The 21076-nt window shown below is 69.8% G+C and carries 23 protein-coding genes; 9 read left to right on the top strand and 14 right to left on the bottom strand.

Going from position 1 to position 21076, the window contains the following annotated elements:
* Nucleotides 1–21: 21 nt before the first annotated feature.
* The gene (locus HHL11_RS16060) at nucleotides 22–1068 is read left to right on the top strand and encodes a beta-keto acid cleavage family enzyme (protein WP_169419351.1); all 1047 of its coding nucleotides are present in this window, start codon (nucleotides 22–24) and stop codon (nucleotides 1066–1068) included.
* Here the strand turns inward: HHL11_RS16060 and HHL11_RS16055 are convergent.
* Nucleotides 1040–2011, bottom strand: coding sequence for an MYG1 family protein (locus HHL11_RS16055; protein WP_169419350.1), 972 nt, complete (start codon nucleotides 2009–2011; stop codon nucleotides 1040–1042). The genes HHL11_RS16060 and HHL11_RS16055 overlap by 29 nt on opposite strands.
* 35 nt (nucleotides 2012–2046) lie before the next feature.
* On the opposite strand from HHL11_RS16055, the gene HHL11_RS16050 reads away from it, so the two are divergent.
* Nucleotides 2047–3030, top strand: a complete 984-nt coding sequence (locus HHL11_RS16050) for an NADPH:quinone reductase (protein WP_169419349.1) — start codon at nucleotides 2047–2049, stop codon at nucleotides 3028–3030.
* On the opposite strand, the gene HHL11_RS16045 is transcribed toward HHL11_RS16050, so the two are convergent.
* From HHL11_RS16045 to HHL11_RS16030, 4 genes are read right to left on the bottom strand one after another with little or no spacing between them, the layout of a single operon-like run.
* Nucleotides 3031–3804: an enoyl-CoA hydratase gene (locus tag HHL11_RS16045; RefSeq protein WP_169419348.1), complete on the bottom strand. Its 774-nt coding sequence runs from the start codon at nucleotides 3802–3804 to the stop codon at nucleotides 3031–3033.
* Complete coding sequence (locus HHL11_RS16040) at nucleotides 3801–5015, bottom strand: CaiB/BaiF CoA transferase family protein (protein ID WP_169419347.1); 1215 nt, start codon at nucleotides 5013–5015, stop codon at nucleotides 3801–3803. The genes HHL11_RS16045 and HHL11_RS16040 overlap by 4 nt, the downstream gene beginning before the upstream one ends.
* A 2-nt stretch (nucleotides 5016–5017) precedes the next feature.
* Nucleotides 5018–5983 carry a Bug family tripartite tricarboxylate transporter substrate binding protein gene (locus tag HHL11_RS16035; protein WP_169419346.1) on the bottom strand — a complete coding sequence of 322 codons (966 nt, stop codon included), beginning with the start codon at nucleotides 5981–5983 and terminating at the stop codon, nucleotides 5018–5020.
* A 36-nt stretch (nucleotides 5984–6019) separates the two neighbouring features.
* The gene (locus tag HHL11_RS16030) at nucleotides 6020–7249 is read right to left on the bottom strand and encodes a pyridoxal-phosphate-dependent aminotransferase family protein (RefSeq protein ID WP_169419345.1); all 1230 of its coding nucleotides are present in this window, start codon (nucleotides 7247–7249) and stop codon (nucleotides 6020–6022) included.
* Between the two features lie 97 nt (nucleotides 7250–7346).
* Between HHL11_RS16030 and HHL11_RS16025 the strand changes: the two genes are divergently transcribed.
* The 5 genes from HHL11_RS16025 to HHL11_RS16005 are packed head-to-tail and all read left to right on the top strand — an operon-like array spanning nucleotide 7347 to nucleotide 14425.
* On the top strand, nucleotides 7347–8036 hold the full coding sequence (locus HHL11_RS16025; RefSeq protein WP_169419344.1) for a GntR family transcriptional regulator: 690 nt from the start codon (nucleotides 7347–7349) through the stop codon (nucleotides 8034–8036).
* Nucleotides 8033–11092 carry an FAD-binding and (Fe-S)-binding domain-containing protein gene (locus HHL11_RS16020; protein ID WP_169419343.1) on the top strand — a complete coding sequence of 1020 codons (3060 nt, stop codon included), beginning with the start codon at nucleotides 8033–8035 and terminating at the stop codon, nucleotides 11090–11092. The genes HHL11_RS16025 and HHL11_RS16020 overlap by 4 nt, the downstream gene beginning before the upstream one ends.
* A gap of 26 nt (nucleotides 11093–11118) precedes the next feature.
* Nucleotides 11119–11574, top strand: coding sequence for a GNAT family N-acetyltransferase (locus HHL11_RS16015; RefSeq protein WP_169419342.1), 456 nt, complete (start codon nucleotides 11119–11121; stop codon nucleotides 11572–11574).
* A gap of 2 nt (nucleotides 11575–11576) precedes the next feature.
* Nucleotides 11577–13814 carry a hybrid sensor histidine kinase/response regulator gene (locus HHL11_RS16010; protein ID WP_169419341.1) on the top strand — a complete coding sequence of 746 codons (2238 nt, stop codon included), beginning with the start codon at nucleotides 11577–11579 and terminating at the stop codon, nucleotides 13812–13814.
* Entirely contained in the window at nucleotides 13814–14425 is a 612-nt protein-coding gene (locus HHL11_RS16005) for a hypothetical protein (protein ID WP_169419340.1), read from the top strand. Before HHL11_RS16010 ends, HHL11_RS16005 begins: the two co-directional genes overlap by 1 nt.
* Here the strand turns inward: HHL11_RS16005 and murQ are convergent.
* Entirely contained in the window at nucleotides 14422–15426 is a 1005-nt protein-coding gene (murQ, locus tag HHL11_RS16000; protein WP_205964288.1) for an N-acetylmuramic acid 6-phosphate etherase, read from the bottom strand. The genes HHL11_RS16005 and murQ overlap by 4 nt on opposite strands.
* Nucleotides 15427–15646: 220 nt before the next feature.
* On the opposite strand from murQ, the gene HHL11_RS15995 reads away from it, so the two are divergent.
* Nucleotides 15647–17005, top strand: a complete 1359-nt coding sequence (locus tag HHL11_RS15995) for an MBL fold metallo-hydrolase RNA specificity domain-containing protein (RefSeq protein WP_169419339.1) — start codon at nucleotides 15647–15649, stop codon at nucleotides 17003–17005.
* 52 nt (nucleotides 17006–17057) lie between these two features.
* On the opposite strand, the gene HHL11_RS15990 is transcribed toward HHL11_RS15995, so the two are convergent.
* The 7 genes from HHL11_RS15990 to HHL11_RS15960 form a co-directional block, all read right to left on the bottom strand.
* The gene (locus tag HHL11_RS15990) at nucleotides 17058–17525 is read right to left on the bottom strand and encodes a GFA family protein (protein WP_169419338.1); all 468 of its coding nucleotides are present in this window, start codon (nucleotides 17523–17525) and stop codon (nucleotides 17058–17060) included.
* A 13-nt stretch (nucleotides 17526–17538) separates the two neighbouring features.
* A complete protein-coding gene (locus HHL11_RS15985; protein ID WP_169419337.1) occupies nucleotides 17539–17925 on the bottom strand; it encodes a gamma-glutamylcyclotransferase family protein in 387 nt (128 codons plus the stop codon).
* Between the two features lie 30 nt (nucleotides 17926–17955).
* Nucleotides 17956–18195, bottom strand: a complete 240-nt coding sequence (locus HHL11_RS15980) for a DUF1653 domain-containing protein (RefSeq protein ID WP_169419336.1) — start codon at nucleotides 18193–18195, stop codon at nucleotides 17956–17958.
* A gap of 33 nt (nucleotides 18196–18228) precedes the next feature.
* Nucleotides 18229–18516 (bottom strand): hypothetical protein, encoded by a 288-nt coding sequence (locus tag HHL11_RS15975; RefSeq protein ID WP_205964287.1) that lies wholly within the window; start codon nucleotides 18514–18516, stop codon nucleotides 18229–18231.
* Between the two features lie 61 nt (nucleotides 18517–18577).
* On the bottom strand, nucleotides 18578–18865 hold the full coding sequence (locus HHL11_RS15970; RefSeq protein WP_169419335.1) for a hypothetical protein: 288 nt from the start codon (nucleotides 18863–18865) through the stop codon (nucleotides 18578–18580).
* 14 nt (nucleotides 18866–18879) lie between these two features.
* A complete protein-coding gene (locus HHL11_RS15965) occupies nucleotides 18880–19224 on the bottom strand; it encodes a hypothetical protein (protein WP_169419334.1) in 345 nt (114 codons plus the stop codon).
* Nucleotides 19225–19275: 51 nt separating this feature from the next.
* Nucleotides 19276–19548: a hypothetical protein gene (locus HHL11_RS15960; protein WP_169419333.1), complete on the bottom strand. Its 273-nt coding sequence runs from the start codon at nucleotides 19546–19548 to the stop codon at nucleotides 19276–19278.
* A gap of 97 nt (nucleotides 19549–19645) precedes the next feature.
* On the opposite strand from HHL11_RS15960, the gene HHL11_RS15955 reads away from it, so the two are divergent.
* A complete protein-coding gene (locus tag HHL11_RS15955; RefSeq protein WP_169419332.1) occupies nucleotides 19646–20368 on the top strand; it encodes a TSUP family transporter in 723 nt (240 codons plus the stop codon).
* 21 nt (nucleotides 20369–20389) lie between these two features.
* On the opposite strand, the gene HHL11_RS15950 is transcribed toward HHL11_RS15955, so the two are convergent.
* Nucleotides 20390–21070, bottom strand: a complete 681-nt coding sequence (locus tag HHL11_RS15950; protein ID WP_169419331.1) for an urease accessory protein UreH domain-containing protein — start codon at nucleotides 21068–21070, stop codon at nucleotides 20390–20392.
* Nucleotides 21071–21076: the final 6 nt, after the last annotated feature.

Below are 21076 nucleotides of genomic sequence, written 5' to 3'. Positions count from 1 at the left end.
CTTTTCGACGAGGACGACACCATGAACTTCCAGGACGGCTCCCTCTATCCCGAGAACCAGGAAAAGCTGGTCATCACCGCGGCGCCCTACGGCCCCGAATGGATGCCCGAGGATTTCCCCGAAGACATCGCGGTCAGCATGAAGGACCAGGTGCAGAAGGCGGTGGACTGCTACAACGCCGGCGCCACCGTGCTGCACGTGCACGTGCGCGAACCCAACGGCCACGGCTCCAAGCGCCTGTCGCGCTTCAACGAGCTGCTGGATGGCATCCGCAACCGCGTGCCGAAGATGATCCTGCAGGTAGGCGGCTCCATCAGCTTCGCGCCCGAGAACGAAGGCGAGGTAGCGAAATGGCTGTCGGACGACACGCGCCACCTGCTGGCCGAACTGCTGCCCGCGCCCGACCAGGTAACCATCGCGATCAACACCAACCAGATGAACGTGGTGGAGCAGATGCTGCCGCGCGACGTGGAAGGCACCAGCCTGGGCACGCCGGCGGGCCTGCACGCCTACCGCGAGATGACCATCCCGGCCGGCCCGGCCTGGGTGGAGGAACACATCCGCCGCCTGAGCGCCAACGGCATCCAGACGCACTTCCAGCTGGCCAACATCACGCAGCTGGAGACGGTGGAACGCATGATGCGCCGCGGCGTGGCCAACGTGCCGCTCGTCCTGACCTGGGTGGCCATCGGCGGCGGCTTCGACCAGCCGAACCTCTACAACCTGGCCAACTTCGTGCGCGCCACGCCGGACGGCGCCGTGCTGACGCTGGAGACTTCGATGCTCAACGTGCTGCCGGTCAACATGATGGCGATCGCGCTGGGCCTGCACGTGCGCTGCGGCATCGAGGACAACATCTGGACGCAGGACCGCAAGGCCAAGCTGGGCAGCATCAAGCAGATCGAGCAGCTGGTGCGCATCGCCCGCGAGTGCTCGCGCGAAGTGGCGGACGGCGCGGAAGCGCGCCGCATCTACCGCATCGGCGAGTTCTACGCGAGCGCCGAGGAGACGCTGGCCCGCAACGGCTTCGCGCCCAGCCTCAAGCCGCGCCAGTTGAGGGCGGCGTAGCCAGGGCGAGCTCCGCCAGCCGCAGCGCGCCCGGCTTGCTGCGGGCGACGGCGATGAACAGGTTCAGGTGGCAGAAGGCGGCGTCGGGGACGCCGCTGGCCGCCGCCAGCTCCGCATCGCGCAGGCCGGCCCAGGCTTCGGGCAAGTCCAGCCGCGAGTCGAAGGAGGCCTGCTCCTTGGGCACGGTGCGCACCTGCCAGCGGCCGCCTTCCGAATCCGGGTAGGCAACCAGCAGCACCTGCGGCATCTCGTCGACCACCACGCGGGTCCACGGCATGCCGCCGTCTTCCAGCACCAGCACGCGGTCGTCGAACAGGCGCGGCGCCTGCCGCACCTTGTCGGCGGCCAGCAGCTGGCCGATGGTCTTCAGCACGAAGCGGTCCAGGTGGCGCCGCACCATCGCCCGCGCTTCATCGAAGCGCTGCAGTTGCAGGGAGGCCTGCGCCACCGCGTCCAGGTCCTGCTCCTCCAGCCAGTTGCTGTTCAGGAGCGCGACCTGGCTGGAGAGGCCGAAGACGCCGGGCGCCACGTTGGCGGCGCCGGTGTCGACCAGGTCGAGGTAGCGGACCAGCGAGGTGTCGACGTCGCCGGCGACCTGCTTCGCTTCGGCCTCGCTCAATTCGCGGCCCATGCCTTGCGCGACCTGGCGCACATAGTCGCGACCGTATTCACGCCAGACCAGGCCCGCGCTGGCGTAGCCTTCGGCGCGCGCGCCCTGGGCGTCGACCCGTGCGCCGTCGAAGCCGCGCTGGTGGTGGTCGAAGCGGCCTTGCGCGGCGTCCCAGCTGCCGCCGACGTCGACCGCGAAATCGGCTTTGGCGATCTCGCCGGCGTCGCGGGTGCGCACGATGCGGTTGTCGGGGAACATGGCGGCCAGCACCGCGACGCCGAAAACGTCGTCGGCGTGGAAGCTGCCGCTGTGGGTGGCAATCAGTTTCGTCATCGCATGGATTGTGCCGCCGCACTAAACTGCCCGCCATGAAAGCCGCCTTCTACGAGCGCGTCGGCCCTGCGCGCGAAGTTCTCCAAGTGGCCGACCTGCCCCAGCCGCAGCCTGGGCCGGGCGAAGTGCGCGTGCGCGTGCAGTGGTCGGGCGTCAACCCCTCGGACGTGAAGTCGCGGATGGGCTTGCGCAGCAAGGAGATGCCGTTTCCGCGGGTGATCCCGCATAGCGATGGCTCCGGCGTGATTGACGCGGTCGGTCCTGGCGTTCCGTCGACGCGCATGGGAGAGCGGGTGTGGATCTGGAATGCGGCCTGGGGCCGGGCACATGGCACGGCTTGCCAGTGGGTTTGTTTGCCGCAGGCGCAGGCTGTGGTCCTTCCTGAAGGCGTGAGTGGCGAAGCCGGTGCGTGCCTGGGGATTCCCGCGCTGACGGCCCCGCATGCGGTGTTGATGGACGGGGGCGTCGCCGGCAAGACGGTGTTCGTTGCGGGTGGGGCCGGGGCCGTGGGGCATTACGCGGTGCAGTTCGCCAGCCTGCTCGGCGCCGCTCGCGTTCTCACGTCCGCCAGCACGCCGGCGAAAGCGGCGCTGGCGCGCGAGGCCGGCGCCGATGCGGTGGTGTCGTACAAGAGCGAGCCGTTGGCGGCTCGCGTTGCCGAACTCACTGGGGGTCGTGGCGTTGATCGCATCATCGAGCTGGACATGGCCGCCAATGCGGGCGCCGACCTGGAGATGCTGCGTACGGGCGGCGAGTGCGTGGTGTACGGCAGCAGCGGGCAGTTGCAACTCCCCTTCTATCCGCTGATCGCGAAGAACCTGCAGCTGAAGTTCTTCATCGTCTACAACCTCGCTGCTGCAGACCGCGAGCGCGCGATCGCGACGCTTACCCGGATGCTTGCACGCGGCGCCTTGCAGCACAACATCGCTGCGCGGCTCACTCTCGACCAGATCGCCCAGGCCCATGAGATGGTGGAGAGCGGCCAGGCCGCCGGCAACGTCGTCCTGGCCGTCGACTGATTACCGGCCCGACCAAACCGGCGGCCGCTTGCCGACGAAAGCCTGCACGCCTTCCTTGAAGTCCGCACTGCCATAGCAACGCCGGATCAAGTCCTCCGCCTCCGGCAGGCTGTGGCGCAGAAGGCGGTTCAATGCGTCCTTGCTCACCTCCTGCGTCACCGGCGCGAGCGAAGCGAGCCTGGAACACAGCTTGGACGCCGAGGCTTCGAGAGACTCGGCAGGCAGCAGCTCCAGCAAATACCCGCAAGCCAACGCCTCCTCGGCGCCGATCAAATCCGCCAGCAACAACAAGCGCTGCACGCGCGGACGGCCGAAGCAGGAAACCAGGCCCGCGATGTTCGCCATCGACAGGCAATTCCCCAAGGTCCGCGCGATCGGCACGCCGAACTTGCTGCCCGGCGTCGCGATCCGAAAATCGCAGGCACTCGCCAGCGCCAGTCCGCCACCGATGCACCAGCCCTGCACCACGGCAACGGTAGGCATCGGCAAGGAAGCAACGAGCGACACCGTGGCATCGATCTTCCGCTCGTACGCGACACCGTCCTCGCCGCCCTGGAAATCCAGGAACTGCGCGATATCGGTCCCAGCCACGAAGGCCTCGCCGCCCGCGCCCTGGAAGCGCACCACGCGCACCGAGGCGTCGCCGCGCAGCTGCTCGCAGATCGCGCGCAGCTGCTCGTACATCGCCCAGGTCATCGCATTGCGCGCCTCGGGCCGGTCGAAGGTGACGGAGGCGACGCCGCCGTCCACCAGCAAGCGGACTTCGCCGCTCACGACCCGAAGGCTCCCGCGGCCCGCAGGCGCGCCAGGTCCTCGCGGCTCATGCCGATCTCCTGCAGCACTTCCTCGTTGTGCTCGCCCAGCAGCGGCGGATGCCGGCGCACCTGCTGCGGCGTGCCGGAGAGCTTCACCGCAAAGCCGATGTTGGGCACCTTGCCTTCGATGGGATGGTCGATCTCCATCCGCATGCCGCGCACCTTCGCGTGCTCGCTCCCGAAAGCCTCGGGGTAGCTGAGGATGGGGCCCGCGGGCAGGCCGGCGGCCAGCAGCCTCTCCACCCAGTAGTCCTTGGTGTTGGTCTTGAAGGACTTCTCCAGTTCGTCCTGCAAGGCCTGCCGGTTGGCCAGGCGGTTCGCGATGTTGGTGAAGCGCGGGTCGTCCAGCAGCTCGCGCCGGTCCATCAGCTCGCACAGCTGCACCCACAGCTTCTGGTTGTTGGCACCCATCACGAAGTGGCCGTCGCTGCAGGCCATGGCCTGGTACGGCGCGGTCATCTTGTTGGACGTGCCCAGCGGCTGCGGCGGCTTGCCGGTGCCCCACCAGTCGCAGGTGTCCCACACCGAGAAGGCCATCGCCGTCTCGAACAGCGACGCGTCGATGTACTGGCCCTGCCCCGTGTTCTTGGCGCCGATGTAGGCGGCCAGCGTCGCGTAGATCGCGAACAGCGCGCAACCGATGTCGGCCACCGGCACGCCGGCCTTCACCGGCGGGCTGTCGGGGTAGCCGGTCACGCTCATCACGCCGCTCATGGCCTGCGCCATCAGGTCGAAGCCGGGGCGGTCGGCCCAGGGGCCGGTCTGGCCGAAGCCGGAGATGCTGGTGTAGACCAGCCGCGGATTGATCTCCTTCAACACCTCGTAGCCCAGGCCCATGCGCTTCAGCGCACCGGGCCGGTAGTTCTCGACGAGGATGTCCGCGTCCTTCGCCAGCGTCAGCAGCACCTCCTTGCCCGCGGGCGACTTGAGGTCCAGCGTCACGCTGCGCTTGTTGCGGTTCATGTTCAGGAAGCCGAGCGAGTCGGGTCCCTTCATCTTGAAACCCATGGAGCCGCGCGTCTGGTCGCCGGTGCCGGGCGGTTCGATCTTGATGACGTCCGCGCCCAGGTCACCGAGCAGCATGCACGCGAACGGGCCTGCCATCACCTGGCTGATGTCCAGGACCCGCACGTTGGCCAGCGGCAAGGGCCGCTGGGTACTGCCTTCCATGCTCACACCTCGCCCTTCACTCCAGCGTCCTTGATCACCTTGGCCCACTTGACCTGCTCGGTCTTCATGAACTCGGCGAACTTCTCCACCGAGCCACCGCCGTCCTCGGCGCCGGACACTTCCAGCTTCTCCATGACGTCGGGCATCAGCAGCACCTTGTTGACGTCCTCGTTCATGCGCCTGGCCATGGCCACCGGCATCTTGGCCGGGCCGACCAGGCCGTACCAGGTGGTGGCTTCGAAGTTGGGGAAACCCGATTCGGCCATCGTCGGCACGGTGGGGTGGCCGGCCGCGCGCTTCAGGCGCGTCTGCGCGATGGCCACGGCCTTGCCGTTCTTCACGTGCGGCGTGGCGGCCGTCATCGTGTCGAAGCTGTACTGCACCTGGCCGCCGATCAGGTCGGTCAGCATGGGGCCGGAGCCCTTGTAAGGCACGTGGATCGCTTTCACGCCGGCCTGCAGCATGAACATCTCCAGCGCCAGGTGCTGGGCGCTGCCGGTGCCGGCGGAGCCGAAGCTCACCTGCCCCGGGTTCTTCTTGCAAAGCTCCACCAGGTCCTTCACCGTCTTGGCGGGCTGCATCTGGCCGCAGATCAGCAGGTTGGGCGTCACGCCCACCAGCACGATCGGCTGGAAGTCCTTGATCGGGTCGTAGCCCACCTTCTGCAGGTTGGGAACGATGGCATGGCTGTTGATGTGCGCCATGTGCAGCACCGTGCCATCGGCCGGCTGCTTGGCCACGTAGTCGGAGGCGATGGCGCCCGAAGCGCCCGCGCGGTTCTCCACGATCACCGTCGTCTTCCACATCTCCTGCAGCTTCTGGCCGATCACGCGGCCGAGCAGGTCCGTGCCTCCACCAGGGGCGAAGCCGACGATGATGCGCACCGTGCCGGTCGGCAGGTTCTGCGCCCGCAGCGTGGGCAGGGCCACGGTCGCGGCGGCGCCGGCAATGAACGTTCTACGTTGCATGGTCTCTCTCCTGATGGTGGTTTGCGAGTCGGAAACTTAAGCAGCCTTCTTCATGGGCAGCTGGACCGGGTGCCCGGCGAAGTACTCCATGGCCGCGGCGACGCCGGAGCCGGCCAGCTTGACGCCGGCGAGCTTCAGGCCCATCTCGCAGCCCGAGAGCGCCGCCATCAGCGTCAGGTCGTTGCAGTCGCCCAGGTGGCCGATGCGGAACATGCGGCCCTTGACCTTGCCCAGGCCCGTGCCCAGCGACAGGTCGAAGCGTTCGTAGATCAGCTTGCGCACGGCGTCGGCATCGACGCCCTCGGGCATGATCACGCCGGTCAGCACCGGCGAATAGGACGCAGCCTCGACGCACTGGATCTCCAGGCCCCAGGCCTTGACGGCGCTGCGCACGCCCTCGGCCCAGCGCTGGTGGCGCGCGAAGGTGCCTTGCAGGCCGCCGAAGGTGGGGTCCAGCAGCATGTCGCAGGCTTCGGCCAGGCCGTACAGCAGGTTGGTGTTGGGCGTGTAAGGCCAGTAACCGCCCTTGTTCATCTCGATGATCTCGTCCCAGGCCCAGAAGGCCTTGGGCAGCTTGGCGTGCTTGCTGGCCTCGATGGCCTTGGGCGAGACCGCATTGAAGCTGATGCCCGGCGGCAGCATCAGGCCCTTCTGCGAGCCGCTGACGGTGACGTCCACGCCCCACTCGTCATGCTTGTATTCGGCGGAGGCCAGGCCGGAAATGGTGTCCACCATCAGCAGCGCCGGGTGCTTGGCCGCATCGATGGCGCGGCGCACGGCCAGGATGTTGCTGGTCGCGCCGGTGGAGGTCTCGTTGTGGACCACACACACGGCCTTGATCGAGTGTTCCTTGTCGGCCTTCAGGCGCTCCTCGATCAGGTGGGCCTGCACGCCGCGGCGCCAGCCTTCCACGCCGGGCAGGCCGAGGAACTCGGTCTTCACGCCCAGGCGCGTGGCCATCTTCTGCCACAGCGTGGCGAAGTGGCCGGTCTCGTACATCAGCACGTGGTCGCCGGGGCTCAGCGTGTTGGCCAGGGCGGCCTCCCAGGCACCGGTGCCGGAAGCGGGATAGATGATGACCGGCTGCTTCGTCTGGAAGATCTGCTGGATGCCCTGGATCACGCGCAGGCCCAGCACGCCGAACTCGGGGCCGCGGTGGTCGATGGTGGGCAGGCTCATGGCCCGCAGGATGCGGTCCGGCACCGGCGACGGGCCCGGGATCTGCAGGAAATGGCGGCCGGTGGGGTGGAAGTCGAGGGTCAGCATGGCGGGCATTTTTTGCATACAAAATTCCCTTGTCAAGACCATTTAGGTAGAAATTGGGGTTTGCACCATCAGGAATTTGCATACAAAATGTGAACCCATGAGCGCTGAAGTCATTCCCATCCCGCGTGCCAGCCTGCACGAGCAGGCGGCCCAGCGGCTTCGCCAGATGCTGGTGGAAGGCCGCATCGCCCCGGGCGCCAAGCTCAATGAACGCGAGCTCTCCGAGCTGCTGAACGTCTCGCGCACGCCCCTGCGCGAAGCCATCAAGATGCTCGCCGCCGAAGGCCTGGTGGAGCTGCTGCCCAATCGCGGCGCGGTGGCCGTGTCGCTGAGCGAGGCGGACATCCTGAATACTTTCGAGGTCATGGCCGGCCTGGAGGCCCAGTGCGGCGAACTGGCGGCCCAGCGCATCACGCCGCAGGAACTGGCCGAGATCCAGGCCATGCACTTCGAGATGCTGGCCGCCTACACGCGGCGCGACCTTTCGACCTACTACAGCATCAACGCGCGCATCCACAGCGCCATCAGCGCCGCGGCCCGCAACCCGGTGCTGTCCTCCGTCTACCAGCAGGTCAATGCGCGCCTGCAAGCCCTGCGTTTCCGCTCCAACCAGGACGAGGAGAAGTGGAAGCGCGCCATGAAGGAACACGAACGGATGATCGAAGCCCTGGCCAAGCACGATGGCGCCGCGATGCGCGAAGTGCTGCTCACGCACCTGGCGAACAAGCGCGACGTGGTGCTGGAACAGCTGCGCGCCGGCCTGGTGGCGCTGGGAGGCGCACGATGAACGCCCCGCTGCCCCTGCACGTCACGCGCGCGAACGCCGGCACGGCCTACGACGATGTCGCGCGCGCCAGCAACGAAGTCGCCGGCCGCCTGGCCCAGCGCCTGGCAAGCGAAACGCAAGGCGAGGTGCTGTTCTCGCCGGCGGACCGCGGCCGCTATGCCACCGATGCGTCGATCTACCAGGTGATGCCGCTCGGCGTGTTCGTGCCGCGTTCGGCAGCCGACGCGCGCCTGGCGCTGGACATCTGCCGCGAACTGAAGGTCCCCATCGTCCCGCGCGGCGGCGGCACCAGCCAGTGCGGCCAGACCGTGGGCGCCGGCCTCGTCATCGACTTCTCCAAGCACGTGCGCAACGTGCTGGAAGTGAACGAGCAGGAGCGCACCGCAACGGTGGAACCCGGCATCGTGCTGGACCACCTGAACGCCCACCTGAAGAAGACCGGGCTCTGGTACCCGGTGGACGTCTCGACATCCGCGCAGGCCACACTGGGCGGCATGGCGGGCAACAACTCCTGCGGCAGCCGCAGCATCGCCTACGGCAACATGGTGCACAACGTGCTCGGCGCGCAGGCCTGGACGTCCGATGGCACGCTGCACGACTTCGGCCGGTTCGAGCAGGCCAGCGGCACCGCGCGCGCCCTCGGCGAGAAGGTGCGCGAGCTCGCCTGGAACCTGCAGCCCGAAATCGAGGCACGCTGGCCCAAGGTGCTGCGCCGCGTCGCCGGCTACAACCTGGACGTCTTCCACAACCAGAACGAGCGGCCCTACACGCAGGACGGCAGCGTCAACCTGGCCCACCTGCTGGTGGGCAGCGAAGGCACGCTCGCCTTGACGCGCAGCCTGAAGCTGCAACTGTCGGAGCTGCCGCGCGCCAAGGTGCTGGGCGTGGTGAACTTCGCCAGCTTCTACAAGGCGATGGATTCGGCCCAGCACATCGTCAAGCTGGGCGCCGACGGCACGCTGACCGCGGTCGAACTCGTCGACCGCACGATGATCGAGCTGTCGCTGCAGAACCCGGCCTTCGCGCCCACGGTGCGCAGCGCCCTCATCGGCGAGCCCGAAGCGCTGCTGCTGGTCGAATTCGCCGGCGCCGACCGCGCCGCGCTCACGCGCAAGCTGAAGGACCTGGAACAGCTGATGGGCGACCTGGGCCTGCCCGGCTCGGTGGTGCTGATGCCGGAGGAAGGTCCGCAGAAAGCCCTGTGGGAAGTGCGCAAGGCCGGCCTCAACATCATGATGAGCCTCAAGGGCGACGGCAAGCCGGTGTCCTTCATCGAGGACTGCGCGGTGCCGCTGCAGCACCTGGCCGAATACACCGAGGCCCTCACCCAGGTGTTCCGCAAGCACGGCACCAAGGGCACCTGGTACGCGCACGCCTCGGTCGGAACGCTGCATGTGCGGCCCATCCTGGACATGCGGCGCAACGGCGCGCCGGAGATGCGCGCCATCGCGGAGGAAGCCTCGGCGCTGGTGCGCAAGTACAAGGGCGCTTATTCGGGCGAGCACGGCGACGGCCTGTGCCGCGGCGAGTGGATCCAGTGGCAGTTCGGGCCTGCCATCGACGCCGCCTTCGGCGAGATCAAGCGCATGTTCGACCCGCTGGGCCTGCTGTGCCCGCAGCGCATCGTCAACCCGCCGCGCATGGACGACACGCGGCTGATGCGCTTCCCGCCCTCGTACAAGGTCATCCCGCTCAAAACGGCGCTGGACTGGAGCGCCTGGGACGTGCAGAACGACCCGGCCACCGAGCAGACCACGGCGCCCGGCACCGGCGGCGACCCCGCCCATGGCTTCGCCAAGGCCGTGGAGATGTGCAACAACAATGGCCACTGCCGCAAGTTCGACGCCGGCACCATGTGCCCCAGCTACCGCGTGACGCGCGACGAGCAGCACCTGACGCGCGGCCGCGCCAACACGCTGCGGCTGGCGGTCAGCGGCCAGCTCGGCGCCGACGGCCTGGCGAGCGCGGAAGTTCGCGAAGCGATGGACTTGTGCGTCTCCTGCAAAGGCTGCAAGCGCGACTGCCCCACCGGGGTCGACATGGCGCGCATGAAGATCGAGTTCCTGCACGCGGACCGGCAGAAGAACGGTTGGTCGCTGAAGGACAAGCTGATCGCACGCTTGCCGGATTACGCGGCCCAGGCCGCGAAGTTCGCCGGCCTGCTGAACCTGCGCAATCGCGTTCCCTTGCTGGCGACGCTGGGCGAGAAGCTGCTGGGTTTCTCGGCGAAGCGCAGCCTGCCCGAGTGGCAGGGAGATCACTTCTTCAGCGGCGAAGCGCATGGCGCCACGCGCGATGAAGTGCTGGCCGCTGCCAAGCCGGTGGTGCTGTTCGTCGACACCTTCAACGGCTTCTTCGAGTCGGACAACGCCCGCGCTGCGCTGCGGGTGCTGCAGGCGGGCGGCTACACGGTGCACGTCGCGGCCAGGCAAGGCGGCGACGGCAAGCACCTGTGCTGCGGCCGCACCTACCTGGCCAGCGGCATGGTGGACGAAGCCAAGGCCAAGGCCGGCGAGCTGCTCGCCGCGCTGCAGCCTTTCGTGGACCAGGGCATCGCCATCGTCGGCCTCGAGCCGTCCTGCCTGCTGACCCTGCGCGACGAGATGACGGCCATGGGCTTCGGCGCGCCGGCGCAGGCGCTGGCCAGGCAGGCGCTGCTGCTGGAGGAATTCCTGGCCCGTGAAGCGGCCGGCGGCCGACTGGAGCCGCTGCGCGCGCGCCTGAAGCCGCTGGCCCAGCCGCTGCTGGTGCACGGCCACTGCCACCAGAAGGCTTTCGGCGCGGTGTTGCCGGTGCTGGAAGTTCTCAAGCTCATCCCGGGCGCGCAGCCGCAGCTGATCGAATCGAGCTGCTGCGGCATGGCCGGCAGCTTCGGCTACGAAGCGAAGCATCATGCGGTGTCGATGCAGATGGCCGAACTGAGCCTGCTGCCGGCGGTGCGCTCCGCGCCGGACGCGATCGTGGTGGCGGACGGCACGAGCTGCCGGCACCAGATCCATGATGGGGCGCAGCGGGAGGCCGTGCATGCGGCCGTTTTGTTGGCGGCGCAACTCTGAGCACCCGGGGCAGGCACAATGACGCCGTGAGTTCCCCCGCAGTCATCATCCGTGCCGCCCTGCCCTCCGACGAAGCCACCTGGCGCGAGCTGTGGCGCGGGTATTGCGAGTTCTACGGCGCCCAGGTCGCGGACGAGGTCACCAACCGCACCTGGAAGCGGATATTGGATCCGGACGCACAGGTGATGTGCGTGGTGGCCGAAGTCGACGGCCAGGTCCACGGCTTCGCCAACTGCGTGGTGCACGAGAACACCTGGGAGACGCAGGCCATCTGCTACCTGGAGGACCTGTACGTGCGGCCGTCCGCGCGCGGGCGCGGCGTCGGCGGCGCGCTCATCGAGTGGCTGCGCAACGCCATGCGCGCCGAGGGCTGGGCCCGCCTGTACTGGATGACGCAGGCGGACAACGCACAGGCCCGGCGCCTGTACGACCGCTACACCACCGCCGACAATTTCGTCCGCTACGTCATCCGGCAGAAGTAGCCATGAAGCGGGCCGCCCGCACCCTGCGCTTTCGCCTGTTCCTGCTGGCTGCCAGCGGCCTGCTGCCGCTGGCGCTGGTCGCATCGGCGGCGCTGGCCTATTTCAGCGCTGACCACGTGCACGACGCCGAACTGGCCGCACTGGACATTTCGCGCGCGCTCGCCACCGCCGTCGACGCCGAGCACCGAGCCACCATCTCCGTGCTGCAAAGCCTGGCGCTGTCCGACGAGGTGCAGTCCGGCCGGCTCGCCAGCCTGCTGCCGGCGGCGCGGCGCGTCGCCTCCAGCCAGGGCTGGCGCGCGATCGTCGTGGCCGACGCCTACGGGCACCTGGTGCTCAGCACCTCCGAGGCGCCGGCCGAGGACAACCCCCAGCCCGTGGAGCCGGCCAGCCTGGCGCGCGTGATCCAGACGGGCCAGCCCGCCGTCGGCCAGGTGCGCGAAGGCCGCAACAAGCAGGGCGGGGCCTTCGCCGTCCGCGTGCCCGTCATGCACGACGGCCAGGTGAAGTACGTGCTGTCGGCCGTCATCCCGGCCGAACGCATGGGCGACGTCCTCACGCGCCAGAAGGTCCCCGACAGCTCCACGCTGGCCATCTTCGACCAGGCCGGCAACACCGTCGCCCGCTCGCGCGCCAATGGCATGAAGCGGCCCTCGCCCACGCTGCAGGCGCTGCTGGATAGCGGCGCCCCCGAAGGGCGCGGGCGCACCGTCACGCTGGAAGGCGTGCGCAGCTTCACCGGCTTCAGCCGGCTGAAGGGCTCGGGCTGGGCGGTGGCCACCGGCATCTCGGCCGGCGACGCGGACGAGGCCTTCGTGCACGTGCTGGGCGCCGTCATCGCGGGCCTGGCCGCGTCGCTGGCGCTGTCGGCCTTCCTCGCCTGGTACTTCGCGCGCGGCGTCACCGATCCGATTGACCACCTGAAGTCGGCCGCCGGCGCGCTGGGCCGCGGCGAGCCGGTGGCGCTGCCGGCGCTGCAGATCTCCGAGCTGCAGGACGTGGCCGCGGCGCTGCGCCTGGCTTCCGACGAGCGCGACCTCGCGGCGCAAGAGCGGCGCTTCGCCGAGGCCGAGCGCGAGACCCTGCTGGCGCGCGTCACCGAGGCGCTGCGCCAGGCCGAGGAAGCCGGCCGCAGCAAGGACGAATTCCTGGCCATGCTGGGCCACGAGCTGCGCAACCCGCTCGCGCCGATGGCGACCGCGCTGCACCTGATGGCGCGCAAGGGCGACGAGCGCACCCGCATGGAGCGCGAGGTCATGGAGCGCCAGGTGGCGCACATGAAGCGGCTGGTGGACGACCTGCTGGACGTCTCGCGCATCACCAGCAAGCGCCTCACCATGCGCTTCGAGCCGCTGCGCCTGGCCGACCTGGTGCGGCACGCGGCCCATGCGCTGGAGCCGGTGCTGGGCCGGCGCGGCTTGGCCCTGCAGGTGGCGCCCGAGGCGGAGCTGCTGTGGGTCTCGGGTGACGAGGTGCGGCTGGGGCAGGTGCTGAACAACCTGCTGGGCAACGCCATCAAGTTCTCGGGCCCCGACGCCAGCATCGCGTTGCGCCTGGCGCGCCGCGGCAACGAGGCGGAGATCTGCGTGCAGGACACCGGCCCCGGCATGGCGCCGGAGGTGCTGGCCCATGTGTTCGACCTGTTCTACCAGGCGCCGCAGGGCTCGGACCGCTCGCGCGGCGGCCTGGGCCTGGGGCTCGCCATCGTGCGCAGCCTGGTCGAGATGCACGGCGGTAGCGTGCGCGCCGAAAGCCCGGGCGAAGGCCACGGCAGCACCTTCATCGTCTGCCTGCCGTTGGTAGCCGCGCCGTTGCAGGGCCCTGCACAAGCCGCGCAGGCGCACGCGGCGGGCCACAGCGGCCGCGTGCTGGTGGTGGACGACAACCAGGACGCCGCCGACACGGCCGGCTCGCTGCTGGAGCTGGCCGGCTACGCGGTCAAGGTGGCCTACGACCCGGCCGTGGCGCTGCAAACGCTGGACGAGTTCCGTCCCGACGTGGCGCTGCTGGACATCGGCCTGCCGGGCATGAGCGGCTACGAGCTCGCCGAGCGCGTGCGCGCCCATCCCAACGGGCGCAACACGGGGCTGGTGGCCCTCACCGGCTACGGCACGCAGGCCGACGCGCAGCGCTCGCGCGAGGCCGGCTTCGACTCCCACATGGTCAAGCCGGTGGCGCCCAGCGCGCTGGTGGCGGCCGTGGAAGAATGCGTCCGCAAACATAACCAGGAGAAAACGTGATGGAGCGTAGTCGTCGTGTTCTCGTGCGTGGCGCAGCCGTCCTGCTGCTTGCCCTGCCCCTTGCCTCCCTCGCCCAGCCCGCCAGCGTGCGCCTGCGCGGCACCATCGATGCGATCACCGCGGACCACGTCACGCTGCGCCAGCGCAATGGCGATCGCGTGGAACTGGCGCTGGCGCCGAACGCCACGGTGACCGAGGTCTATCCGGTGACCCTGGCCGACGTGAAGCAGGGCAGCTTCGTCGGCGTCGGCGCGATGCCGCAGTCCGACGGCACCCAGCGCGCCATCGCGGTCACGCTGTTTCCCGAAGCGATGCGCGGCACCGGCGAAGGCTTCCGGCCCTTCGACTTCATGCCTTCATCCACGATGACCAATGCGACGGTGTCCGAAGTGGCGGTGGCTCCGGACGGCCAGCGGCTGCAGCTGACGTACAAGGACGGCGCCAAGACCATCGTGGTGCCGCCCGGCACGCCCATCGTCAGCCTGAAGCCGGCGGACAGGAGCCTGCTGGTGCAAGGCGCGGTGATCTCGGTGACGGCGCAGGAAGTGAACGGCGTGCCGACCGCGACGCGCTTCAGCGCCGGCCGCAACGGCTTCGCGCCGCCGTATTAAAGGAGCTTGCCGATCTCACCGCCGGCCTCGTCGAGCCGGCGGTCGGCTTCCTGCGCGTCGACCCCGAGGCGTTGCATGGCGATGGCGGTCTTCACGTGGCCGCCCGCCGCATCCAGCAGCTTGTGCGCTTCCTCGCGGGCAATGCCCAGCGTGTCCATCAGGATCCGCTCGCCGCGGTCCTGCAGCTTCTCGCAGGTGACCTGCAGGTCCACCATCAGGTTGCCGTAGACCTTGCCGGTCTTCACCATGGCGGCCGTGCTGATGGTATTCAGCACCATCTTGGTCGCGGTGCCGGCCTTCATGCGCGTGGAGCCCGTGACGACTTCCGGTCCCACCAGCGGCGCGATCACCACGTCGTGCGTGCGCAGCAGGTCCTCCGGGGGCGGCGTGCAGAGCAGGAAGCCGGTGCGGGCGCCGCGCTCGCGCGCGCGCTTCAGCGCGCCATGCACGAAGGGCGTGGTGCCCGATGCAGCGATGCCCAGCACGAAGTCGTGCCGGCCGACCTCGCGTTCGTCCATCGCCGCGGCGCCGTCTTCCGGATGGTCCTCGGCGCCCTCCTGCGCGCGCAGCAAAGCGTCGAAGCCGCCGGCGATGACGCCCTGCACGACCTCGGGTTCCACGCGGTAGGTGGGCGGCATCTCGGAGGCGTCGAGCACGCCGAGGCGGCCCGAGGTACCCGCTCCGACGTAGATCAGGCGGCCGCCCTGCTGCAGCCCTTCGACGACGAGGTCGATGGCGCGCGCGACCTGCAGCCGCTCGGCGCCCACGGCCGCGGCCACGCCGCGATCCTCCGCGTTCACCAGGTCGACGATCTCCAGCGTCGACATCTGGTCGATGCGGCTGCTGCGCGGGTTGCGCTGCTCGGTCAGGCGGGCATCGAGCGGCGCCTTGGCGGCGACGGGCAAGGATGGTTTGCGCGCGGGCTTCATCGTCGAGGTCGTCACGTCCAGCTTCATGGCGGCGCGCCCTTCGGCGTGGGCGTTCGACTTGTCGTCAGGCATGCGATGGTCCCATGGTAGAGGCTTGGGCATCCTCGCGCTGCCGTGGGGCCAGGCATGTAGGAGCAGCGCGGCATTGTTTGTCGTTTCCGTGCAATCACCCGCCGCCCCATAGGGTACGCAGCTCTGCTGCGCACCAGGCGCAGCCGAGGATCACGCGAAGCAGTCGCCCGCTTGACGCAGCGCAAGCCGCGGCAGCCACGCGTTCCTACACTCGGGCGCCATGCAACTCCAGTTCCTCGGCGCCACCGGCACCGTCACCGGTTCCAAGTACCTCGTGCGGCATGCGGGCCGGCAGCTGCTGGTCGACTGCGGCCTGTTCCAGGGCTACAAGCAGCTGCGGCTGCGCAACTGGGCGCCGCTGCCGGTGCAGCCCGCCGGCATCGATGCGGTCGTGCTCACGCATGCGCACATCGACCACAGCGGCTACCTGCCGCGGCTGGTGAAACAGGGCTTCACCGGCCCGATCTTCTGCACCGCGGCGACCGCCGACCTCTGCCACATCCTGCTGCCGGACAGCGGCGGCCTGCTGGAGGAAGAGGCCGACTACGACAACCGCCACCACACCAGCAAGCACGAACCCGCGCTGCCCCTGTACACGCGCGAAGACGCGGTGCGCTGCCTGCGCCAGCTGCGGCCCATGGACTGGCAACAGGACTGGGAGCCGCTGCCGGGCCTGCGGGCGCGGCTGGGACGCGCAGGCCACATGCCCGGCGCGGCCTTCGTGCGGCTGGACGACGGCGCCAGCTCGCTGCTCTTTTCCGGCGACCTGGGCCGGCCGGACGACATGGTGCTGCGCGCGCCGGAGCCGCCGCCCGCGGCCGACTTCCTGGTCGTCGAATCGACTTACGGCGACCGCCAGCATCCGCAAGCCGACGTGCTGGAGGAACTGAGCGCCGTCATCAACCGGACGTCCGCGCGCGGCGGCACGCTGGTGATCCCGGCCTTCGCCGTCGGCCGCGCGCAGAGCCTGCTCTACGCCATCCACCTGTTGAAGCAGCAGAAGCGCATCCACCAGCTGCCGGTGTTCCTGAACAGCCCGATGGCGGCCGAGGCCTTGCAGGTGTACCACCGGCACCACGAGGAACTGCGCCTGGGCGGCCCGCAGTGCGAAGCGATCCGCGAGGCCGCGGAGGTGGTGCGCACGCCGGACGAGTCACGCGCGCTGAACGCGCGCAAGGGGCCGATGGTGATCATCGCCGGCAGCGGCATGGCCACCGGCGGCCGCGTGGTGCACCACCTGAAGCAGTTCGCGCCGGAGCGCCGCAACACCATCCTGCTGGCCGGCTTCCAGGCCGGGGGCACGCGCGGGGCCGCGCTCGCGGCGGGTGCGCCGACGATCCGCATCCATGGCGAGGAAGTGCCGGTGCGGGCCGAAGTGGCACGCATCGATGCGCTGTCCGCGCATGCCGACGCCGACGAGATCGAGGCCTGGCTGCGCGCGATGCCGGCGCCGCCTAAGCGAGTCTTCGTCACCCACGGCGAACCCACCGCGGCGGATGCGCTGCGCGCGCGGATCGAGCACAAGCTGCACTGGGACGCGGAAGTGCCCGAGTACCTGCAAACGGTGGAGCTTGCCTAGGCTGGGTTCGCGCAGCGACCCCAGCGCTGGGGTGCGCTGCGCGCAACCCAGCCTACTTGCGCAGCGCCTCGCGCCGGGCCAAGGCCTCCGGCGTCCACACCTCCGCCGCATCGTAGTACTCCGGCACGGCACGGTGCCCCGGCGGGATCACCACCCACGGCTGCTTCGACGCGGTGAAGATGTGCATGTCCGGCGGGAAGCGGTCCGGCTCGTCGAGCGTGCCCACGCGCACGAAGTCCACGGCCTCGCCGGCGCCCGGGTAATGGCTCCAGACGGCCACGTGGCAACGCGGGCAGCGCAGGATCTTCTGGCCCTTGCCGCTTTCCGAAGGCGTGAGCACCATCTCGGGCTGGCCGGCCAGCAGCTGCACCTGGTCCGCCTCGATCATCGCGTTGAGCGCGAACGAAGCGCCGCTCTCGCGCTGGCACCAGCGGCAGTGGCAGCAGTGCACGATCATCGGCTGGCGCAGCATGCGGTAGCGCACGTGGCGGCAGGTGCAGCCGCCGTCGAAGCTCTCCATGGTCCCCTCCTGCTCAGGTGCGCGGCCGGTACAAGGCCGCGTGTTCCAGCGTGTATTCCGCCAGCGGCCCCAGCCGCGCCTCGGCCTGCGCAAACTGCTCCGGCGGCTTCAGGTAGGCCTGCACGGTGAGCGCGGCGCCGCCTGCGGCCGGTTGCACTTCGAGCGCGACGCGCCGGTAGCCGTCCGGGGCGCTGACGCGCTCCAGCACGTCCATCGCCGCCAGCACCTGCGCATCGACCTCGAACACCTGGCCCGCGACCTGGTGGCCCGCGCCGCGCTGGTCCAGCAGCCACGGCGAATGGCGCTCGCCCACGAGGTACAGCGGATAGCGCTCGCGCGTGACGTAGCGGCCCGGGAGTCGCCGCCCGCGATTGGTGGCGAAGTTGGGGAAGCCCTCCATCAGCGTGCGAACACGAAGACGAGGTGCACCTCAGGACCCCGCCACGAAAGCAAAGCGGGGTTGCCGCTTGCCGTCGATGACCACGTCCTCGACGAACATCGCGAAAGGCCGCACCCACCAGCCGGTGTCGTTGTACAGCGGCCGGTAGACGACCAGCGGTTCGTGGGTCTCGCTGTGGCGGGCGACGGAGACCACTTCGTACTCGCCGCCCTTGTAGTGGCGGTAGCGGCCGGAACGCAGCGTGGGCAGGGGCGGAAGATCGGAAGCCATGGCGCTAGCGTAACGCAGCGGCCGGCCACCGGCTCATCGCGGCAGGCGCAGCTTGTGAACCACCAGTTCGTCGATCTCCAGGCGGCGCACCCGCGCCTTGCCGATGGCGAGCCGGCCGATGGCCAGCGCCCCGAGCGCGAAGGCGCCCAGCGCGAAGCTGCCCAGGGCGAGCGCGCCGAGCGCCGCGGCACCGGTGGCCTGCGCCGGCCGCACCGCGGCCCGGTGGGGATGGATGTTGCGCAAGCCGTGCCGGATGCCGCTGTCGATCATGGCCGCGGGCGCGGCGACGGACTGGCGCTGGGGGTCCTGCTGCTGGTGCATGAAAGCCTCCTTGGGGCATGCCCACAGCATGGGGCCGCGCGCGGCGGCTGGCAAGGCGCGCTCAGAACTGCAAGTAGCGGCGCAGCCCGATCCACATGGTGAGCAGCAGCACCACGGCCAGCGGGAAGCCCACGGCGCCAGCCAGCGCGCGCAGCTGCACCCGCTCCTCGCTGCGCAGCACCTCCAGGCAGGTGAAGGCGGCCAGCACGACGCAGGCCTCGGTGAGGATGGTCCGCAGCGGGACGCCCGCCGGCGCATAGGCGCTCCAGGGCGTGAACAGCAGGAGGTAATACGCGAAAAGAGTCAGCACTGCCCAGAGGACGAGCAGCAGGCTGCGCGGCAAGCGCATGGAAACAAGGCCTTTCAGCGGGCTTCCTCCCGCAGCGGAATGCGGCGCTTCGCCGCCGCCTCGCGCAGCTTGGCCGCGCACTCCGGCGTGAGCGGCCCGAGCGCGACGACCCCGCCGCCCTTGTACGCCACGGCGAGCTGCGGCTCCAGCCGCAGCTCCTCGATGTTGGCCAGTTCGGTGGTGCCCCGCAGGTCGCCGCTGAGGACGAGCGCGGTGGGCGTCAGGTGGAACCGGCGCACCTGGTCGCGCGGCCCGCTGAAGCGCAGGTTGAGGTTGTGGCCGTCCACGGCGCAGCGGCGCAGCACGTACTGCGGCGCGGACCAGGCCGACGCCTGGACCAGCAGGGCAAACGCAAACAACGGGACGGCTCGTGCAATCACTGGCGCGGAGTATCGCCCATCCGGCGCCGGCTACTGCGGCACGAAGACGAAGCCCATGAAGCCGATCGACACCGTGCGGTCGCCCGCCTTGGTGTACGACGCCACGCCCAGCGAATGGTAGTTGGAGGCGAAGGCCACCAGCGAGCCCAGGCCCAGCACGCGGGCGACGCCGCTGCGCTCGGCCACCGCGGCCTTGATCCGCTCCCGGTGCCGCTCGGGCGAAGGATTCAGCACGAAGGCCGCCGCGACCACGGCGGCGGCGATGACGACGATGGGCAGGAGCCGCGAACGGGACTTGGACATGCGCGAATGGTGGGGGCGAAGGCCCCGCACCGGCAAGCGCGCGAGGTGGGCGCTGTCGCGTGGCCGACACGCAGGCAGCCGCTGTTAAGCTGCAGGCGTGGATTACCTCCTCCTGCTCGTGGCCGGACTGTTCGCCGGCACCCTCGGCGGCGTCGTCGGCACCGGCTCCTCGCTGGTGATGATGCCGATCCTGGTGGTGATGTTCGGCCCGCGGCAGGCGGTGCCCATCATGGCGGTGGCCGCCATCATGGGCAACCTCGGGCGCGTGCTGGCGTGGCGCCGCGACATCGACTGGCGGGCCTGCGGCGCCTACTGCGCCACTGCCGTGCCCGGCGCGGTGATCGGGGCACGGCTGCTGCTGGCGATCCCGCCCGGCGTCGCCGAGACGGCGCTCGGCGCCTTCTTCCTCTCGCTGATCCCGGCGCGGCGCTGGCTCGCGAAGCGCGAGTTCCGGCTGACCGCGACGCACCTTCTACTGCTCGGCGCGCCGCTGGGCATCCTGACCGGCATCGTCGTCTCCACCGGGCCGCTGACGGTGCCGCTGTTCACGTTCTACGGCCTGGAGCGCGGCGCCTTCCTCGGCACCGAGGCGGCCAGTTCCTTCGGCATGTACCTCGCCAAGGTCGCCACCTTCCAGGCCTTCGGCGCCCTGCCCCTGCAGGTGCTGGCCCAGGGCATGGGCGTCGGCGCGACGCTGATGGCGGGCTCCTTCGTGGGCCGCTTCGTCGTGCTGAAGCTGTCGTCGGCGGCCTACCGCTCGCTGATCGATGGCTTGATGGCGTTTTCGGGAGTGTCGCTGTTGTGGGCGGCGCTACGGTAGCGGACACGAAACCTGCCAGGCTCACGCCAGCCCGCACCACTCCGCCACCCGGTGCGCCACGTCCACCCACAGCGCCCAGGCCGCGGCGAGCGCCAGCAGGCCGCCGGCGATGCGCGTGCCCCAGTCGTTGCGCAGGTTGTTTCCCAGTTGCTGCAGGCGGCGCAACAGCGATGGCGCCAGCCCGAGCGAGATGCCGCTGCCCACGGCGAACAGCGCCATCGACACCGCACCGCCCACCGCACCGCCGGACAGCGAGGACACGAGCAAGGCGGAATACAGCAGCCCGCAAGGCATGAACACCCACAGCGCGCCGGTGGCGAGCAGGCCGCCGCGCCGCTGCGCCAGCGGGCGCACGCGTGCCCACACGCTGCGCCCGGTCGCTTCCACCCACGCGGGTTGGCGCGCCTTCGCCAGCAGGATCAGGCCCCAGGCCAGCACGGCCAGGTGGAACAGCGTCCAGGCTGGCCGCAAGGCCGCGGTATGCGTCGTCAGCCAGGCGAGGCTCTGCACAGCCAGCCCGCAGATCGCGCCACCCAGCGTGTAGCCCAGCAAGCGGCCCGCGAGGAAGGTCCACATGCCGCGAGCCGGCTTCGCGCCGACGCCGCGGATCACGCCGCCGCAGGCCGCGCCGCACATCGCCAGGCAATGCGGCCCGCCGGCCAGTCCCATGAGGAAGGCGGTGGTGGCGAGCGTGAGCGTCACGGCAGG

Origin of the sequence: Ramlibacter agri (assembly GCF_012927085.1) — a bacterium.
In the GTDB taxonomy this organism is placed as follows: Bacteria; Pseudomonadota; Gammaproteobacteria; order Burkholderiales; family Burkholderiaceae_C; genus Ramlibacter; species Ramlibacter agri.
Note: the sequence above shows the minus strand (reverse complement) of the source record. Positions and strands in the feature narration are given on the sequence as shown.

What these genes read in the sequence shown, in the direction of transcription:
- HHL11_RS15980 (WP_169419336.1), bottom strand. Translation starts at nt 18,195, where the DNA reads ATGGCTTCCGATCTTCCGCCCCTGCCCACGCTGCGTTCCGGCCGCTAC.
- HHL11_RS16040 (WP_169419347.1), bottom strand. Translation starts at nt 5,015, where the DNA reads ATGGAAGGCAGTACCCAGCGGCCCTTGCCGCTGGCCAACGTGCGGGTC.
- HHL11_RS15960 (WP_169419333.1), bottom strand. Translation starts at nt 19,548, where the DNA reads ATGTCCAAGTCCCGTTCGCGGCTCCTGCCCATCGTCGTCATCGCCGCC.
- HHL11_RS15985 (WP_169419337.1), bottom strand. Translation starts at nt 17,925, where the DNA reads ATGGAGGGCTTCCCCAACTTCGCCACCAATCGCGGGCGGCGACTCCCG.
- murQ (WP_205964288.1), bottom strand. Translation starts at nt 15,426, where the DNA reads ATGCCTGACGACAAGTCGAACGCCCACGCCGAAGGGCGCGCCGCCATG.
- HHL11_RS16020 (WP_169419343.1), top strand. Translation starts at nt 8,033, where the DNA reads ATGAACGCCCCGCTGCCCCTGCACGTCACGCGCGCGAACGCCGGCACG.
- HHL11_RS15975 (WP_205964287.1), bottom strand. Translation starts at nt 18,516, where the DNA reads ATGCACCAGCAGCAGGACCCCCAGCGCCAGTCCGTCGCCGCGCCCGCG.
- HHL11_RS16010 (WP_169419341.1), top strand. Translation starts at nt 11,577, where the DNA reads ATGAAGCGGGCCGCCCGCACCCTGCGCTTTCGCCTGTTCCTGCTGGCT.
- HHL11_RS16005 (WP_169419340.1), top strand. Translation starts at nt 13,814, where the DNA reads ATGGAGCGTAGTCGTCGTGTTCTCGTGCGTGGCGCAGCCGTCCTGCTG.
- HHL11_RS15990 (WP_169419338.1), bottom strand. Translation starts at nt 17,525, where the DNA reads ATGGAGAGCTTCGACGGCGGCTGCACCTGCCGCCACGTGCGCTACCGC.
- HHL11_RS15970 (WP_169419335.1), bottom strand. Translation starts at nt 18,865, where the DNA reads ATGCGCTTGCCGCGCAGCCTGCTGCTCGTCCTCTGGGCAGTGCTGACT.
- HHL11_RS16055 (WP_169419350.1), bottom strand. Translation starts at nt 2,011, where the DNA reads ATGACGAAACTGATTGCCACCCACAGCGGCAGCTTCCACGCCGACGAC.
- HHL11_RS16030 (WP_169419345.1), bottom strand. Translation starts at nt 7,249, where the DNA reads ATGCTGACCCTCGACTTCCACCCCACCGGCCGCCATTTCCTGCAGATC.
- HHL11_RS16060 (WP_169419351.1), top strand. Translation starts at nt 22, where the DNA reads ATGAACTTCCAGGACGGCTCCCTCTATCCCGAGAACCAGGAAAAGCTG.
- HHL11_RS15995 (WP_169419339.1), top strand. Translation starts at nt 15,647, where the DNA reads ATGCAACTCCAGTTCCTCGGCGCCACCGGCACCGTCACCGGTTCCAAG.
- HHL11_RS16025 (WP_169419344.1), top strand. Translation starts at nt 7,347, where the DNA reads ATGAGCGCTGAAGTCATTCCCATCCCGCGTGCCAGCCTGCACGAGCAG.
- HHL11_RS16050 (WP_169419349.1), top strand. Translation starts at nt 2,047, where the DNA reads ATGAAAGCCGCCTTCTACGAGCGCGTCGGCCCTGCGCGCGAAGTTCTC.
- HHL11_RS16035 (WP_169419346.1), bottom strand. Translation starts at nt 5,983, where the DNA reads ATGCAACGTAGAACGTTCATTGCCGGCGCCGCCGCGACCGTGGCCCTG.